The sequence below is a fragment of the Pseudomonas sp. Bout1 genome (genome assembly GCF_034314165.1).
GTDB lineage: Bacteria > Pseudomonadota > Gammaproteobacteria > Pseudomonadales > Pseudomonadaceae > Aquipseudomonas.
This window is the reverse complement of the sequence record NZ_JAVIWK010000001.1, coordinates 1,735,032-1,751,067: the sequence shown is the minus strand read 5'-3', so window position 1 is coordinate 1,751,067 and position 16,036 is coordinate 1,735,032. Positions and strand designations below refer to the sequence as shown.

At 61.1% G+C, this 16,036-nt stretch carries 18 protein-coding genes; 7 read left to right on the top strand and 11 right to left on the bottom strand.

The features are described 5' to 3' along the window. Positions 1-50: 50 nt before the first annotated feature. From RGV33_RS08035 to RGV33_RS08025, 3 genes are read right to left on the bottom strand one after another with little or no spacing between them, the layout of a single operon-like run. Complete coding sequence (locus RGV33_RS08035) at positions 51-593, bottom strand: DUF2937 family protein (RefSeq protein WP_003210684.1); 543 nt, start codon at positions 591-593, stop codon at positions 51-53. An 11-nt stretch (positions 594-604) separates the two neighbouring features. Continuing rightward, entirely contained in the window at positions 605-1,381 is a 777-nt protein-coding gene (locus RGV33_RS08030) for a class II glutamine amidotransferase (protein WP_322143810.1), read from the bottom strand. Between the two features lie 30 nt (positions 1,382-1,411). Beyond that, positions 1,412-1,957, bottom strand: a complete 546-nt coding sequence (locus RGV33_RS08025) for an MFS transporter (RefSeq protein ID WP_322143809.1) — start codon at positions 1,955-1,957, stop codon at positions 1,412-1,414. Positions 1,958-1,978: 21 nt separating this feature from the next. On the opposite strand from RGV33_RS08025, the gene RGV33_RS08020 reads away from it, so the two are divergent. Both RGV33_RS08020 and RGV33_RS08015 read left to right on the top strand, forming a co-directional pair. After that, positions 1,979-4,033 carry a S9 family peptidase gene (locus RGV33_RS08020; protein ID WP_322143808.1) on the top strand — a complete coding sequence of 685 codons (2,055 nt, stop codon included), beginning with the start codon at positions 1,979-1,981 and terminating at the stop codon, positions 4,031-4,033. Between the two features lie 84 nt (positions 4,034-4,117). Further along, positions 4,118-4,591: a cyclic nucleotide-binding domain-containing protein gene (locus RGV33_RS08015; RefSeq protein ID WP_322143807.1), complete on the top strand. Its 474-nt coding sequence runs from the start codon at positions 4,118-4,120 to the stop codon at positions 4,589-4,591. On the opposite strand, the gene RGV33_RS08010 is transcribed toward RGV33_RS08015, so the two are convergent. Next, complete coding sequence (locus tag RGV33_RS08010; protein WP_322143806.1) at positions 4,588-4,875, bottom strand: hypothetical protein; 288 nt, start codon at positions 4,873-4,875, stop codon at positions 4,588-4,590. The two genes, RGV33_RS08015 and RGV33_RS08010, sit on opposite strands and share 4 nt — an antisense overlap. A 78-nt stretch (positions 4,876-4,953) precedes the next feature. On the opposite strand from RGV33_RS08010, the gene RGV33_RS08005 reads away from it, so the two are divergent. The 4 genes from RGV33_RS08005 (at position 4,954) to RGV33_RS07990 (ending at position 7,326) form a co-directional block, all read left to right on the top strand. Next, the gene (locus RGV33_RS08005; RefSeq protein WP_063032534.1) at positions 4,954-5,640 is read left to right on the top strand and encodes a spermidine synthase; all 687 of its coding nucleotides are present in this window, start codon (positions 4,954-4,956) and stop codon (positions 5,638-5,640) included. A gap of 260 nt (positions 5,641-5,900) precedes the next feature. Further along, positions 5,901-6,275 (top strand): YajD family HNH nuclease, encoded by a 375-nt coding sequence (locus RGV33_RS08000; RefSeq protein ID WP_003210675.1) that lies wholly within the window; start codon positions 5,901-5,903, stop codon positions 6,273-6,275. Positions 6,276-6,438: 163 nt separating this feature from the next. Next, positions 6,439-6,906, top strand: coding sequence for an RNA methyltransferase (locus RGV33_RS07995; RefSeq protein ID WP_322143805.1), 468 nt, complete (start codon positions 6,439-6,441; stop codon positions 6,904-6,906). 69 nt (positions 6,907-6,975) lie between these two features. Continuing rightward, a complete protein-coding gene (locus tag RGV33_RS07990; RefSeq protein WP_322143804.1) occupies positions 6,976-7,326 on the top strand; it encodes a DUF2892 domain-containing protein in 351 nt (116 codons plus the stop codon). 103 nt (positions 7,327-7,429) lie between these two features. Here the strand turns inward: RGV33_RS07990 and RGV33_RS07985 are convergent, their stop codons facing one another. Further along, complete coding sequence (locus RGV33_RS07985) at positions 7,430-8,668, bottom strand: hypothetical protein (RefSeq protein ID WP_322143803.1); 1,239 nt, start codon at positions 8,666-8,668, stop codon at positions 7,430-7,432. 12 nt (positions 8,669-8,680) lie between these two features. Further along, a complete protein-coding gene (locus tag RGV33_RS07980) occupies positions 8,681-9,130 on the bottom strand; it encodes a YcgN family cysteine cluster protein (protein ID WP_322143802.1) in 450 nt (149 codons plus the stop codon). A 153-nt stretch (positions 9,131-9,283) separates the two neighbouring features. On the opposite strand from RGV33_RS07980, the gene RGV33_RS07975 reads away from it, so the two are divergent. Beyond that, positions 9,284-9,883, top strand: coding sequence for a nitroreductase family protein (locus RGV33_RS07975; RefSeq protein ID WP_322143801.1), 600 nt, complete (start codon positions 9,284-9,286; stop codon positions 9,881-9,883). A gap of 63 nt (positions 9,884-9,946) precedes the next feature. Here RGV33_RS07975 and RGV33_RS07970 read toward each other — a convergent pair whose 3' ends face one another. The 5 genes from RGV33_RS07970 to rnd form a co-directional block, all read right to left on the bottom strand. Then, a complete protein-coding gene (locus tag RGV33_RS07970; RefSeq protein WP_322143800.1) occupies positions 9,947-12,694 on the bottom strand; it encodes a hypothetical protein in 2,748 nt (915 codons plus the stop codon). Then, positions 12,691-13,332: a hypothetical protein gene (locus tag RGV33_RS07965; protein ID WP_322143799.1), complete on the bottom strand. Its 642-nt coding sequence runs from the start codon at positions 13,330-13,332 to the stop codon at positions 12,691-12,693. Before RGV33_RS07965 ends, RGV33_RS07970 begins: the two co-directional genes overlap by 4 nt. 209 nt (positions 13,333-13,541) lie before the next feature. Next, entirely contained in the window at positions 13,542-14,474 is a 933-nt protein-coding gene (locus RGV33_RS07960; protein ID WP_322143798.1) for a D-2-hydroxyacid dehydrogenase, read from the bottom strand. A gap of 117 nt (positions 14,475-14,591) precedes the next feature. Beyond that, entirely contained in the window at positions 14,592-14,885 is a 294-nt protein-coding gene (locus RGV33_RS07955; RefSeq protein ID WP_322143797.1) for a YcgL domain-containing protein, read from the bottom strand. After that, a complete protein-coding gene (gene rnd, locus RGV33_RS07950; protein WP_322143796.1) occupies positions 14,882-16,015 on the bottom strand; it encodes a ribonuclease D in 1,134 nt (377 codons plus the stop codon). The genes RGV33_RS07955 and rnd overlap by 4 nt, the downstream gene beginning before the upstream one ends. Positions 16,016-16,036 lie beyond the last annotated feature (21 nt).

The window sequence follows — 16,036 nt, the reverse complement described above, 5'->3', positions numbered from 1 at the left end:
CACCCTGGGTACACGCGGGGCCGGTGAATGCTTCGCGAGCACGCTCACGCCTAGAGTCCTTTCAGATCGCGCTCTTCTATCGGCCGGCTCTGGCGCAGGCGCTTGCCACCCAGCACCACCCAGTCGATCAGCCGGAACAGGCATTCGATGCCAAACGACAACAGCATCGCCCCGCCCAAACCCCAGCCCATGGCTTCGGGGGTTAGCAACAGCATGTAGCTGTAGCCGTTCCAGGTCTCCTGGCGAATCGCCGGGTCGGCGGCCACCGCCACTTGCAGTGCACGGATGTACCACGGGCCTTGCATCGCCTGGAACTGTTTATCCAGCGCTACCTGACGGTCCAGCAACGTGCCCAGGCTGTTGGCATCGCTGCGAAACACCGGGTCGTCGCTGGCACGGTAATGGGCCACCAGCGCCTGTAAGTCACCGTTGAAGAACTGCTGCGCCGTGGCATCGAAGCCGCGCAAACCGGTCTGGGCTTCGATCAGATGGGCTTCTACGCGCTTGGCGTAGTCGCTGATAAACCCCGGCACCTGCACACCGACCAACAAGCCCACGGCAAACAACACCAGTCGCAAATAGCTGAGCAACATATTCGACGTCCTTACTCGGTTGTGCCTTGGGAAACGCATTCGCCGCGTCGCCACAGGCTCCACTGGCCCGGTTCGTAGCGGGTCCAGGTCTCGTTTTCGGTCAGGGGCTCGGTGGCGATTACCGTCACCACGTCATTGGGGGTGGTTTCGGCCTGAAAATCGACGATCACGTCGACATCTTTCAAACGTGCCGGGCCAAACGGTGCACGCCGGGTGATCTGTGCCAGTTTGGTCGAGCAATAGCAGAACAGCCAGTCGCCGTCGCTGAGCAGGCAGTTAAACACGCCTTTGCTGCGGTATTCGCTGCAGGCGGCGATCAGGTCCGGCAGTACCTGCTCGATCTCTACCGGCTCGGGGAAAGCTTCACGTATACGGTTGAGTAAATCGCAGAACGCCGCTTCGCTGTCGGTATCACCGACCGGGCGGTAGAACGTGGCGCGGGGGTTGAAGTCTGCCAGTTGGCCGTTGTGCGCGAAGCACCAGTTACGGCCCCACAACTCTCGGACGAACGGATGAGTATTGGACAGGCACACCTTGCCGACGTTGGCCTGGCGGATATGGCCAATCACCACTTCACTCTTGATCGGATAACGCTGCACCAGCAGCGCGACTTCCGATTCGCTGCTCGCCGCCGGGTCCTGGAACAACCGCAGGCCGCGGCCCTCATAGAAGGCGATGCCCCAACCATCACGGTGGGGGCCGGTGCGTCCGCCGCGCTGCATCAGCCCGGTAAAGCTGAACACGATATCGGTCGGTACGTTGGCACTCATGCCCAATAATTCACACATGCCAGGCTTCTCGATACAGGGCGTACAACGTTAAAGGCGCGGTTCGACCCGCATACCGCTGACAGGGGCCGGGCGACCGTAGCGCTCATCGGCGAAGGGTTCGTCGTCATCCGGCTCGGCGGCAGCGGCTGCCGCAGCGGCGGCCTTCTGCTCACGGCGAGCCCTGGCGGCACGTTCGATGGGCCAGCGGATTAACGCAAACACCAAATACACGCCGAACGCGATCATGCAATACATGAACAAATCGGAGATCGCCCGCCAGGCGTTGTTGCCGACCTTGAGCACCAGGTCCAGGGCGGTGATGGCCACGGCCGGGGCAAACTGGGTCTTCACCGGGTCGACAATGGTCGGGCTGAACAGCAGCACCGCCATCAGCAACCGCAGAGGCTCGCGCAGCCAGCGCCACATCCAGCGGGTCATGGCAAACCACACCAACAGGCAACCCAGGGCTGCGAAGGCGTAGAGGCCCCAAGCGATCAGATAGTCGTTCTCGGTCATGGTGTCCATGGCAAGGTAGGCAAACAGGCCGCTATGATAACGGCTTTTCAGTGCCGAGGCTGCAATGCCGTCGGCCAACCGCCAGACAGAGAGTGATCCATGCCCCCATCGACCCACATCACTGCCGCCCCGATCGCCCGCAAGGCCCCGGGCACCGACCCGTACGCCTGGCTGCAAGAACGCGACAGCACCGAGGTGCTCGATTACCTCAAGGCGGAAAATGCCTGGCAAGAAGCCCAATTGTCCGACCAGCAGGCGCTGCGTGAGACCCTGTTCGAGGAGATCAAGGGCCGCATCCTCGAAACCGACCTGTCCCTGCCCTCGCCCTGGGGCCCGTACCTGTATTACACCCGTACCACCGCCGGCGACGAGTACGCCCGCCACTACCGCTGCCCGCGCCCGGCGGATGACAGCCAACAGGTCGACGAAAACGCTGAAGAGCTGCTGCTGGACCCGAACGTATTGGCCAATGGCGGCTTTTTCTCCCTCGGCGCCTTCAGCATCAGCCCGGACCACCAACGCCTGGCCTACAGCCTGGACACCAGCGGCGAAGAGATTTACACGCTCTACGTGAAGGAACTGGCCACCGGCAAGGTCAGCGAACTGGAGTTCGAAGACTGCGACGGCAGCATGACCTGGGCCAACGACAGCCTGACCCTGTTCTTCACTGAACTGGACGACACCCAGCGCCCGCACAAGCTGTATCGCTATCGCCTGGACGGCACCGCCGCCGAAGAAGTGTTCCACGAGCCCGACGGCCGTTTCTTCCTGCACTGCTACCGCTCAAGCTCCGAGCGCCAGTTGCTGCTGGCCCTGGGCAGCAAGACCACCAGCGAAATCTGGGCCCTGGACGCCGAGCAGCCGCAGCAGGCCTTTACCTGCATGGCGCCGCGGGTCGAAGGCCATGAATACGACGTCGATCACGGCAAGCTGGACGACCAGTGGACCTGGTTCATCCGCAGCAACCGTGATGGCATCAACTTCGCCTTGTTTCAGGCCGCCGACACCGGCAACGTGCCGACCCAGGACGACTGGCAGAACCTGATCCCCCACGATGACGCGGTGATGCTCGATGGCGTGAGCCTCAACGCCCGGGCCATGACCCTGAGCCTGCGCATCGGCGGTTTGCCGATCATCGAGGTGCACCCACACGGCCAAGCCGCTTATCGGGTGGAATTACCCGACGCGGCCTACAGCCTCTACGTGCAAAACAGCCTGGAATTTGTCAGCGACAAGATCCGCCTGCGCTATGAGGCGCTGAATCGCCCGGCCCAGGTCCGTCAACTGGAACTTGCCAGCGGCGCGCAACACGTGCTCAAGCAAACCCCGGTGCTGGGCGTATTCAACGCCGATGACTACGTCAGCCAACGCCTGTGGGCGACGTCGGCCGATGGCACTCAGGTGCCGATCAGCCTGGTGATGCGCCGCGACCAGTTGGGCAAGCCCACGCCGCTGTACCTGTACGGCTACGGCGCCTACGGCCACAGCCTCGACCCGTGGTTCTCCCATGCGCGCCTGAGCCTGCTGGACCGTGGCGTGGCGTTCGCCATTGCGCATGTTCGCGGCGGCGGCGAATTGGGTGAAGCCTGGTACCGTGCCGGCAAGCAGGAGCACAAGCAAAACACCTTCAGCGACTTTATCGCCTGCGCAGAACACCTGATCGCCCAAGGCCTGACCACTTCCAGACAACTGGCCATCAGCGGCGGCAGCGCCGGCGGCCTGTTGATCGGCGCGGTGCTCAATCAACGCCCGGAGCTGTTCCAGGCAGCGATTGCCGAAGTACCGTTTGTCGATGTACTCAACACCATGCTCGACCCGGAGTTGCCACTGACCATCACCGAGTACGACGAATGGGGCAACCCCGAGGAGCCCGAGGTGTATGAGCGGATCAAGGCCTACGCGCCGTACGAAAACGTCAGCGCCCAGGCCTACCCGGCTACGCTGGTGATCGCCGGCTACAACGACAGCCGCGTGCAATATTGGGAAGCGGCCAAGTGGGTGGCCAAGCTGCGAGACACCAAGACCGATGACAACCTGCTGCTGCTCAAGACCGAACTGGGTGCTGGCCACGGCGGCATGAGTGGCCGTTACCAGGGATTACGTGACGTAGCACTCGAATATGCATTTGTTTTCAAGGCGCTGGGGCTGGTTTAAGGAACTCCGCCTGGCGGACGGGTCTGAACACCTGACCGCCGGGCGCGCGCCCTGCACGATTTATGGACGAAGACTGTAAGCCTCATGCCAGAACCGACCTTACTCAATAACGAAATCCGCGACATGCTGATGGATTGCGGCCTGTTCGACCCTTTGCTGCCGGAAGACTTCCACGTGGCGGCGGGCTATTTCAACATCAGCAGCATCGGCCGTGACGAGGTGATTTTCCTCGAGGGCGACGCCGGCACCTTCATGTGCATCATCCACAGTGGCCAGGTGGCGGTGCAGAAAACCAACCATGAAGGCCAGCGCCTGACCATCGCCACCTTGCGCAGTGGGCGGGCCTTTGGCGAGATGGCGGTGCTCGATGGCGAGCGCCGCTCCGCCAGTTGCGTGGCGGCCAGCGATTGCGTGCTGTTGAACCTGGGCAAGGATTCCCTGGAAAAAATGCTCAACGATGCGCCGAAAATCGCGGCCAAGATCATTCGTGCGATTGCCATCGCCCTGTCCAAACGCCTGCGCATGGCGGACGGGCAATTGCTGTCCCAGCAGTTTTAACCGCCTGGGGTCTTGGGTTTGATGTCGTTCTGCTGCAAGCCGGGGATCGTCTGGTCCTTGGGCGGCGTAGGCAGCACGATCGGTGCCAGCATCGGCTCACCACCGCCTGAAGCCTTGGGCGTCGCCGGTGGCGTGACTTGCGGGTACGGCGTGGGCGTTGCAGTGCCCGGCGAACCCGCCGTGGGTGCGGGGGTGATCGGTACGGTTTGCGACTCCTGAGCCTGGGCCACACCGCTAAGGGTGAGCGCGCTCCACACAATGACCGTTAGAATGCTGCACTTCATCGATGGCTCCATGGCCTGACCGTAAAGTCGTAAGGCTACTCCCAACCGCGCAAGAATGCCCTTCCCAATGAGATTTCCATGAAACGTTTCGTTCTGCTGGACACCACTCCGATCCCCGACAACGGCGGTGCCTTGTGCCTGTTCGAATACGGTGAGGATTTTGTCATCAAGATTCAGGGCGGTGACGGTGGCCAGTTGATGAACACGCGCATGCACGGTTCCGAGGATGCACTGGCAGAAATTCCGTGCCGCAAAGTTGCCGGTCGGCCTGGTTCCAGGGTGTTGATTGGTGGCCTGGGCATGGGCTTTACCTTGGCGGCGGCGCTAAAGCATCTGGGCAAGACCGCCGAAGTAGTGGTCGCCGAGCTGGTGCCCGGCGTGGTGGAGTGGAACCGTGGCCCGCTGGGGGAAAAGTCCGGCCGCCCGCTGCTGGACCCACGCACCGTGATCCGCATGGAAGACGTGGCCAAGGTGCTGCAGGCCGAGCCCCAGGGCTTTGACGCGATCATGCTCGACGTCGACAACGGCCCCGAAGGCCTGACGCAAAAAGCCAACAGTTGGCTGTACTCAGCCGGCGGCCTCAGCGCCTGCGCCAAGGCTCTGCGGCCCAAGGGCGTGCTGGCAGTGTGGTCGGCCAGCGCCGACAAGCAGTTCAGCGACAAACTGCGCAAGGCCGGCTTCAAGGCCGAGGAAGTGCAGGTGTTTGCCCATGGCAACAAGGGCACGCGGCATACCATCTGGATTGCCGAGAAGCTCAAGGGCTGAGGCCTGCCCGGTTCAGCGGCTATTTGTTTCTACCTTCGATCACGTAGGGCACTTTTTTGTCGAAGGTACTGTTCAGCGCTTTGCGGTTGAGGGTGGAAGTCGCCTGTCACCCTCACCCACATCCTCAACTGCGGCCCGGCGCCCGGCTGTTCCCACAAGGTGCTGAAACTGTGGTGACTGCGCAAAAAGCCGGAGGCTTATTACCCCGCAAGCAGCTAGAATCAACGCTATCCGTGATCCACTACAAGACAGGAGCCATGATGAGCTCGACCAACCCGCCCTCCCACACCGCCAAGCTGGACCGCATCCTCGCCGATGCCCAGCGCGACCGGGAAATGGGCTACCGCGACAAAGCCCTGAAGATGTACCCCCATGTCTGCGGCCGCTGCGCCCGTGAATTCGCCGGCAAGCGCCTGAGCGAACTGACCGTGCACCACCGCAACCACAACCATGACGACAATCCCCAGGACGGTTCCAACTGGGAGTTGCTGTGCTTGTATTGCCACGACAACGAACACTCGCGTTATACCGACCAGCAGTACTTCGGCGAAGGCTCCACCAGCAGCCCGACGATTGCCAAGGCGACGCACAACCCGTTTGCGGCGTTGGCCGGGTTGATGAAAAAAGACGACTGAGTATCTTCACTGAATGTGAAGGCACCATCGCGGGCAAGCCCGGCTCCCACAGGGCAATGCATTCCAAATGTGGGAGCCAGGCTTGCCCGCGATAGCGATCGCCCAAGCAATACATTAGCCCGAGGCCGTATAATCGCGGTTTTTCTCGAAGGCACCCTCTCCCGTGGGCAATAAACGCTACAGTTGCATCGGCCTGTATAACCCCAAATCCCCCGAAAACGTCGGCTCGGTAATGCGCGCCGCCGGCTGCTACGGCGTGGCCTCGGTGTTCTACACCGGCAAGCGCTACGAGCGGGCCCGGGACTTTATTACCGACACCAAGAAGGTCCACCACGACATTCCGCTGATCGGTATCGATGACCTGAAAAAGATCCTGCCCCTGGGCTGCATTCCGGTCGCCGTCGAGCTGGTGGAAGGCGCCCGCCCTCTGCCCGAATACACCCACCCCGACCGTGCGCTGTATATCTTCGGCCCGGAAGACGGCTCTCTGGATAAAGAGATTCGCGACTGGTGTGAAGACGTGATCTTCATCCCCACCACCGGCTGCATGAACCTTGCTGCCACCGTCAACGTGGTGCTTTACGACCGCCTGGCCAAGGGTAACAACACCCGTTCGGGACCCAAGTACTGATTTTTTGGGAACATCCGCTTGCTGTATGCAGTCAGCTGCATATCACTAAGCCCTTGTTGGAGACAGATCATGAGCGACAGCAAAATCCTGCGACCCGTCATCCGGTCCACACGGTTCGACAGCCAACCTTCGCAAAACGTCCAGGGTTGGGAACGCATCGGCTCCCTGGCGGGCGGTGTGGTAATGATGGGCAAAGGCCTGCGCCGTGGCGGTTTTTTTGGTTTGATTCAGCTGGCGATTGGCGGCGTGGCACTGGCGCGCGGGATCAGCGGGCACAGCTCGGCAAAAGACTTGCTGGAGAAGAGTCGCCAGGAAATGAACACCGTGCGCACAAGGATTGAACGCGCCGGTGAGGAACTGAAAAACCTCAAGACCAAGGCTGAAGTGGCGGCTGAGAAAGCCAGCAAAACCACGGGTTGACCGCTGACCTGTAGGAGCCCGGCTTGCCGGCGATGGCGTCCTCAAGGGCCTCATCGCCGGCAAGCCGGGCTCCTACAGGTGTCAGTGTGCCAAGAGGCGGGTGTCAGCGCAGCAGCTTGCTGTCGAGCACCACCGAGGACTCGCCGATGATGCTCTCCCCCAACTGCACGAATTCCTTCGTGCTGATGCTGTTCATCCGCATCACCGCCTGAGTCAAGTCATCCAGCGAACGCTTGTTGTGGGTTTTTACACGAATCTCGCGGTCCAGCTCCTGCAACAACACCACCGCTCGCGCTACCGTCGCGCCGCTGGCGTGTTCAACCCGCAGGGTGGTCACGTCCTTGCCGTCCTTGGTCAGCCGGGCCTGTATCGCGGCGTAGCGATCGTCACTGATGCCGCCCGCACGGCGCATCAGTTCAACGGCGTAGTACTGCGCCAGGCCTTCGCTGATCCAGTCGCTGCCCTGATGGTCGTTGAAGCGGCCGATGGCCTGCACCACTTCACGGATCAACGGGCTGCTGCCGTTCTCGCTGACCAGTGGCGTGCGGCTGTTGATGTAGATCGAGTCCCGCGCCGAAAACGCACCGCGACGCATCGGATCAGCCGCGCCCACCACTAACAACTTGGCCGGATGCCGCGGGAACGCCGCCTGCACCTGGGGCCAGACAAACGTCAGCAAGGTCAGCACATCCATGCGATGCATGCCCTGCCCTTTGGGCGAGGCCACGGTGATTTCGGTTTCACCCAGGCGCATCCTGCGGCTGCCCAAGGTGCCGGCAAGCATCCAGCCGGTGGGCCGGTCGAACAGGCGGGAAACGTTGTCGACGCGAAATTTATTCTTGCCGATACGCGGCCAGGAAGTCTCGACGCTTTTCCAGCCGGCGGGCAGTTCAAACACCAGGCGCGACACCAACTCAATGCCGTCTTGCTGGTCCAGCCGTGCCGCAGGCACCAGGTCTTCCCCGCGAAACAATGCCCAGCTCGGCGTCATGCGCGCCTCGTAAACGCCCTTCTTGCGCGCATGGGCCAGGCGTACACGGTAGGTCAGGCTGGCCTTGTCGGCGCTGGGTTGCCACAGGCCACGGCTGTCACCCGGCGCATTGCCCGGCAACACCTGCCACTGGCCATCGGCCTTGAAGTCGGTGTAGTCGCCGTCGCGGCCCAGGTCGAAGTTGAGGCTGCGCACGGCCGAGCCATGGGACAGGCTCAGACGCACTTCAGCCTGGTCACTTTGAGGCAGCAGCTTGACGTGATAGTCCAGGTCGACTTTCTTCGCCGCCCACGTCGACGCACTCAATGCCAACAACAGCAGGCTCGCCGCCAGCCTGGCTCCAACCGTCATACACACTCCTTTTCAGCCAGCGCGAAAAATCAGGTAATCCTCCCAGTCATCCTCGGGCACGCTGCCTTCGCTGAGCATGCGCCCGGACTGAGAAATGCGTTGCTGGTGTACGACATCGCGATCGCCGCAGACCAGGTGGTGCCACAGCGGCAGGTCCTTGCGTTCGCTGACCAGCCGGTAACCACAGGTAGGCGGCAGCCATTTGAACTGGTCGGCCTGGCCCGGGGTGAGCTGGATGCAATCGGGCACCGCGTCGCGGCGGTTGGGGTAGTCGGTGCACTGGCAGGTTTTCAGGTCCAGCAGTTTGCAGGCGATGCGCGTGTAATAGACGCTGTTGTCGTCTTCATCCTCGAGCTTTTGCAGGCAGCACAGGCCGCAGCCGTCGCACAACGACTCCCACTCATCCTGATCGAGTTGTTCGAGGGTTTTGCGGATCCAGAAAGGTTCGACTTTGGCGGCCATGGCTCTACATCAGTATCTGTATGTTAAAAGGCCGTCAGTCTAGTGCCCATGGCGGTCGGGGCCAAGCGCTTACGACTGTCGGTAGAACAAGACTTGTCAGCCTGTCGGCGGCGAAGTAGCTTTGAGCCCCGGTTTTTCATCAGGATCAGCCCAATGAGCAGCAACCCACGCGTCGCCGACTACCCCATCCACCCACAATTCACCGACCGCTGGTCGCCGCGCGCCTTCACCGGCGAAAGCATCCCGGTCGATACCCTGTTGAGCTTCTTCGAAGCCGCCCGTTGGTCGCCGTCGGCCTACAACTCGCAGCCGTGGCGCTTCCTCTACGCGCGCCGTGACACGCCGAATTGGGAGCGTTTCCTGGGCCTGTTGAACGAATTCAACCGTGGCTGGGCGCAGCATGCCTCTGCCCTGGTGATCGTCGCGTCGAAAACCGACTTCCTGGTGCCTGGGGCCACCGAAGAAACCCCAGCCCTGTGGCACACCTTTGACACCGGTTCGGCCTGGGGCCACCTGGCGCTGCAAGCCAGCCTCAGCGGCTGGCACACCCACGGCATGGCCGGTTTCGATCAGGAGCTGACCCGCAAGGAGCTGAAGATTCCCGAAGGTTATGCCCTGCACGCGGCCGTGGCGATTGGCAAGCTTGGCGATAAAGCCACCCTGGCCGACTACCTGCAAGCCCGGGAAACCCCGAGCCCACGCAAGCCGTTGAGTGAGCTGGTGTCGGAAGGCGACTTCAATCTCCAGGACTGAACACGCTCTGGCAGTCGTTGACGGTCACGTCAAAACCCTGCTGCCATCACAGCAGGGGCATGGCTACGCCTTGGCGATCAGCGCGTAATAGGCCCTGCGCAGCTCGTCTCTATCACGCTTGTACAAACTGGCGAGAAACGGTGTCATGTCTTCAAGACCGTTTGCGTTCAAGTCAACTGGATAGATTTTATTGTCCCTCGCCGAATACAGGAAATTACTTAACTGCAGATCGTTGTGGTAAAGATTTTTCTGTTCCATACGCCGAAATGCATCATCCAGTAACAGCCTGGCCTCTGGCGGCAAACTTCCCTTCGCCAGGGTATTAACATCCACCCCGTCCAGCTTGCCCATTTTCAAATAACGGCGACCATTTTCAAATATCGTCGTTGCAAAGCCGTCACCGTAATAGCTGTTCAGGCACAGGATCTCGTTATCGACAAAGTCGTCGGCAGGAGTCATGGATGAAGGGCCATAGTCCTTATAAACACTTTTCCCGTCGAGACTTTCGTAGATCGCCGCCTCACCGCCCGCGCCAATTTTTGGCCCCAGGTCCGATGCCACCGAAGGCGGGGTTCCGCCGCGGGCCCCCAGGCGCTGCCATTGGTCCCCCTGAAGGTGCTGCACCAACAGCGGCGTTTGCCGGTTGTTGTGATAAATCTGCGCCTGTACGGCACCGTCTGCGGTGCGAGTCACTTGCCGCACCTCGTAGATCGCAGTGTTGCCGGCAGTATCGGTATGGCGGATATGGGACAAGTGACCGTCTGCCGCCACATAGACCCCCTGACCGTTGCGCGCAAGCCCGGCCACTTTCGATTCGGCCACGCTGTAGTCGCCAAACAACCGGTTGTTCAGGGCGCTGCCCGCCTCGGCGGGTGTCGTGATAACCGCCCCATCCATCGCACTCGTTTTTGCGGTGAAGCCTTCAAGAGGGCTGCCATAAGGCCGCATCCTGTCCACATCGAACGCATACCATCGACCGCCCTGGAGTACCGCGCCTCCATCAACGTTTTGCCCGGCGACCTTGAAGGTACCCGTCGCCGCTGCGTCATAGTGTTTGCTGGCGGCCTTCAACAGGTCATAGCTGCCGCTCGCGCCCTTGAGCTTGTTGACCACCTCTGCACCCGTCGCGCGTACAAAGTTGGCGCCTTTACCCAGAAGCCGAGCGCCGCCCGCGACCAGATCGCTGAAGCCATCCAATGGGTTGAATGCTTGAATGGCAGCCACACCGATGACTTTTGCCACTTGAATGGCCTTGGCGGCGGCGCTGGCGACCTTAGCCCCCGCCTTCGTCACTTTCGCCGCCAAACCCGCGCCCGCCGTGACAAAACCAAAGACATCCAGTGCCAGGTCACTGGCCCCTTCCAGGTAGTTGCCCCTGGAAAAATTCACGATGGCTGATCTGAGCGGAATCAGGTCAAGGAAAAAGTTGGTGACGTTCCACTCGGTTGCCATTTGTTTATCGAACGAGGTCACGCCCCGGGCATAGGTTTTTACGTCATCACTGTCGAGATCAAGATGCTCAACAAAGGCATCGGCGATGTGCTGCGTTCGCGCGCTGGAAAAACTGGAGGGCGGCGCTGACAAGTCGTCCCGGCTCTTTTGGCCAAGGGCAGCCTCGCTCACGGTCTTGGGCTTGAAGGGCTGCGTCTTGAACTCCTTGTTGGCCTGCCGCTCGCGTTTTGTTGTTAACTCAGAGGCCGGCACCGACTTGATTGCACCTGCGTTCAAATCAATTTCATAAACGGTGTCGCCATTCCTTCCGGTGGCCTTGACCCACAGTTTGTTTTCCGCGCCCTGCCGTTTTTTAGAGGTGAAGTCGAGGCCCAGTTCATAAGTGTTTTTCTGAAAAAACTCGAGCTTTCCAAACTCCAGGTTTTCCCGGTCGACCAATGGCAGTGTTGCGACAAGGTGCTTGATGGCGCTGCGAACCCCTTGCTGGCGAGAAGTGATTGCGTGTTCAAATTGTTCGTTGAAGATTTTATTCACGCTGAAATCAAGGCTCTTGCCTTTGATTGCCCCGGCAATGCTCGGGTCCCTGGTTTCCCATGGGTATTGGCCAAGTCCGCTCATGGCGATGTCCAGCAACGAGAAAAGCCCGGCGGGCGCCCGGTTCGGATCATAAAGCGGTTGGGCTGAAGGTTGTTTCGAGTCGACAACCTTCAGTCGTTTCTCTTCAAAAGGTACGTGTTCGCCAAACCGCTGCTTCAAATGGGCCAACGCAATGTCTTTACGGCTTGGAATCTCGGCTTCCAATAAACCGGTCGCCGCAAGCGTCGACTTCAGTTGTGCGTTGAATGCCGTCCTTGCACGGTCTATTTCATCGTCGCTGTAACGATCACCTGGCTGACGTGTGACGATCCCGTTGACCACGGCCCAGTCCACTAATGCTGCTTTTTGTGCATGTTCGGCGGCGGCTCGATTCGTCAGGATCGCGTTTTGCGCGCTGGACATGACTTGGGCAAAGGTCATGTGCGCCACCTTTCCGGGGAACTGCGCCTCTACGGCCGCGGCTGCAACCGCGAGGCTTACCCAGGCCGGGCTGCCGTAGGACACGCGGCCGGGGATGTCCTTGATCAAAAACTCGGGGGCTTTTCTTGCCAGTAACAAATAGGCGCCGGCCTTGGCCATCTCGGGGCTGGTCTTGTGATTTTCGTACAGGTAAGTGCTCAGGTGCTCAAGCACTGCCGAAGCCGACTTGCCCCAATGGGCTTGTTGGGCGAGGTCGAAGCCCGCCACGCGGTTTCGGTGCGGCGCCGTGATGGACTCGGGATCAAGCAGCAGGTGGATAGCGCTCAGGGCGTATTCGCTCACGCTGGTATCGGTGGCAATGCCCCCAGCTGGTGCTGTATGGCTTGCCCCAGTGCCTGTCCGCGGTTGGAGCTGACCAGGGTTTCGAGTGCCTTGGCAGGATCAGTCGACGCCTCGCCCGACAGCGGCTGGTTGGCGTTCAGATACTCCAGCACACCCACGCTTGCGCCGATGTGCGGTGCATTGGGGTTCTGGCTGCCATGGTCGGTGGCCGCCGCGAGCACCCTGCGCCGCTCACCGGCGCTCAGGGGAATAGGCCAGGACAACCCACCGCCAAAATTACCCAGCGGATGCTCCAGTGCCCTGTCACTCATCGAGTGGGCATGGCAGCTCAGTTGAAAATGATTGGTGGGCAACCCCATGCCGATACTTCTGAGAAAGGTCTCTACCGTCGCGGCGTTACCCGACTGGATCGGGTAGGACGACTCGGGGTGTATCTGCATCGGTGTGGTGTGCAACGCGGCAAGCACCGCTTGAGGGCTGGCATTCACGCCAAGACGGGTGGCAATTTCGTCGAGCTTGCGGCCCAGGGTCCGTAGATTCGCGCGGTCGCCCAACGCCGCACTGAGGCCGGTTTGTCGCGGGACTGAGGCGCGGGCCTGCGTGTTGACATCGGCCGCGGCGACCAGGGCAGAGGGCAATGGGGGGCTCGCCGCCGGCTCGGTGGAAAGCAGGGAAAGTTGCGCAGTTACACGTGGAGACCGGAATACAGCGCCAGCATTCAACATGAGAATGTACCCATCTGGAAAGGGGTACGAGCCTCACATACGACCTGCAAAACGAACATCTGATTAGTGTTTGCAGAAATTTGTAAGCGCCCGGCAACAGGCGTTGCCGGGCCTTCGCGCTATCAGTAACCGCGCTCGAAACTCACTTCCCCACGCAATGCTTGCTGCGCCTGGTATGCCCGCAAATTCTCGACAAACAACTGCACCATCATCCCGGGCGAGGTCGGCGCCGAACTGTGGCCGGTCAGCAGCAGCCCCCAGGCGGTCCAGAACGGGTGACGCTGGGGCAATGGCTCCTGACGGCAAACGTCGATCACCGCGCCCGCCAGATGGCCATCCTTCAACGCTTCCACCAGGTCTGCATCGACCACAGCCACACCACGTCCGACGTTGATAAACAATCCGGTCGGCTTGAATTGCTTGAACAGCGCCGCGTCGTACAAATCGTGGGTGTTCGGTGTGTTGGGCAGCAGGTTGACCACGTAGTCCACCTCACCCACCAGGCGCGGCAATTGCTCCAGCCCGGCGACTTCGATAAATGGCGCCTGCTCGCGGGCTTCGCTGGCGATGCCGTAAAGCTCCACGCCAAACGGCTGCAGGAATTGCGCAACGCTGTGGCCAATATCACCGGTACCCACGATCAGCACCTTGCGGCCCGCCAGGCTCTGGCCCATGCGGTTGTCCCACTTGCGCTCGACCTGGCTGACCAGGCGCGCGAGTACTTCGCGCTCATGGCCAAGCATGTAGGTAAGCACGTACTCGGCCATTACCTGGCCAAAAATGCCCACGGCACGGGTCAGGCGGTAATCCCGGGGCAGGCCCTCAGCCAACAGTGGCGTGATGCCAGCCCAGGTGGATTGCAGCCATTGTGGCTGGTGGCCCTGGCGCAGCAACGTGGCCAGCAAATCCGGTTGGCCAAGCCACACCGGGCAATCCGCCGCCAGGCGCGACAATTCGGCCGAGTCGCCGCTGGTCATGACCTCAAGGTCCGGCGCCGCTTCGCGCAGCAACCGGGCGTACAGCGGGTGATCGTGTTCAGCAATCAGAACGCGCATGGTTCAAACCTTTCAAAAACACTGCAGGCGGCCGCCGGTCCAGGTCACTGTGCCGTGCGGGCGTCGCCAAAAATTGAATTCCATTGATGAATGTGCCCCGGACGGGGCACTGACCGATCACATCGGGTCATTACGTCGCAGCAGCTCTTCGGGCAAGTGTTCGATGTACTCGTCCTCGGCCGGCGGCATCTGCAAGTGGTAGCCCTGCTTTTCGAGGTTCTCCAGAACCACGGTGATGTCCTCGCGAGACAGCTTGCGCTCCGGGCTCAATACCAGGTCAAAGGCATGGTGCGGCTTGCCGAAGGCGGCCAGCAGGTTTTCCGGAACGCGCTCCAGGGCATCGCTTTTCAGCACGTAGAGGTACATCTCGTTTCGTTTGAGGCTGCGATAGATGGAACAAATACGTTTCAAGGCTGTTCTCCGGCGGTGGCCAGGCTGTCCAGCAGCGCCTGGCCCATCAACTCGCGGCGCCAGCCACGCAGCGAATCTGGCAATTGGTAAGGCCCCTCGGGGTAGCCACTCTTGACCAGGGCTTCGAGGGTTTTCTTGCGCAGCATCAGTTCCGGCGCCATGTCCAGGCGTTCAGCCTCGGCCTGGCCCAGGGCGCGCAGGTGCTTGATCAGCGTGGCGGCGTCTACCGGCAATGGTTCGGCAACCGCCGGCGGCCATTGGTCGATGGAGACGCTGCCGGCACGCTTGATCAGGCCCAGCAGGAACTCGCCGTCCTGGCGCACGGTGCGCGGGTGCATGTCTTCGATCTTGCCCAGCGCGGCGAGGTTATCCGGCTGGGACTTGGCCAAGGGCCATAACGAGTGTTCACGGATGATCCGGTTACGCGGCAGGTCTCGGGCGCGGGCCTGCTGTTCACGCCAGGCGCACAGTTCGCGCAATACAGCCAGTTGGGCACGGGACAGTTTCCACGCCAGCTTGGCGTCGCGGTAAACCTCGTACGGGTCGACTTCGCGGCGCAGATTGGCCACCAACTCGGCACCGTCTTCCAATACCCAGGCGTACTTGTCGTCGGAAAGCCTCGGGCGCAAGCGCGTGTAAACTTCCGCCAGGTGCACCGCGTCTTCGGCGGCGTAGCTGATTTGCGTCTCGGACAATGGCCGCTGCAGCCAGTCGGAGCGGGTCTCGCCCTTGGGCAATTCGATGTCGAGGACAGCTTGCACCAACCGCGAATAGCCCATGGAGAAACCAAGGTTCAGGTAGGCGGCTGCCAGTTGGGTGTCGAACAACGGCACCGGCAGGCTGCCGGTCAGGCGCAGCAACACTTCCAGGTCTTCACTGCAGGCGTGCACCACCTTGATCACCGCCGGGTTCTCCAGCAAGGCGGCCAGGGGTTGCCAGTTGTCGATGGTCAGGGGGTCGATCAGGTAAGCGCGAACGCCATCACCGATCTGGATCAGCCCGGCAATGGGGTAAAAGGTATCGACCCGCATGAATTCGGTGTCGAGGGCGACGAATGGCAACTGCTGCCATTCGGCGCAATGCTGGCCGAGGCTATCGTTGTCGCAGATCCAGTGAATATCGATGGCCACACGGCTCTCCCTTGAAGAATG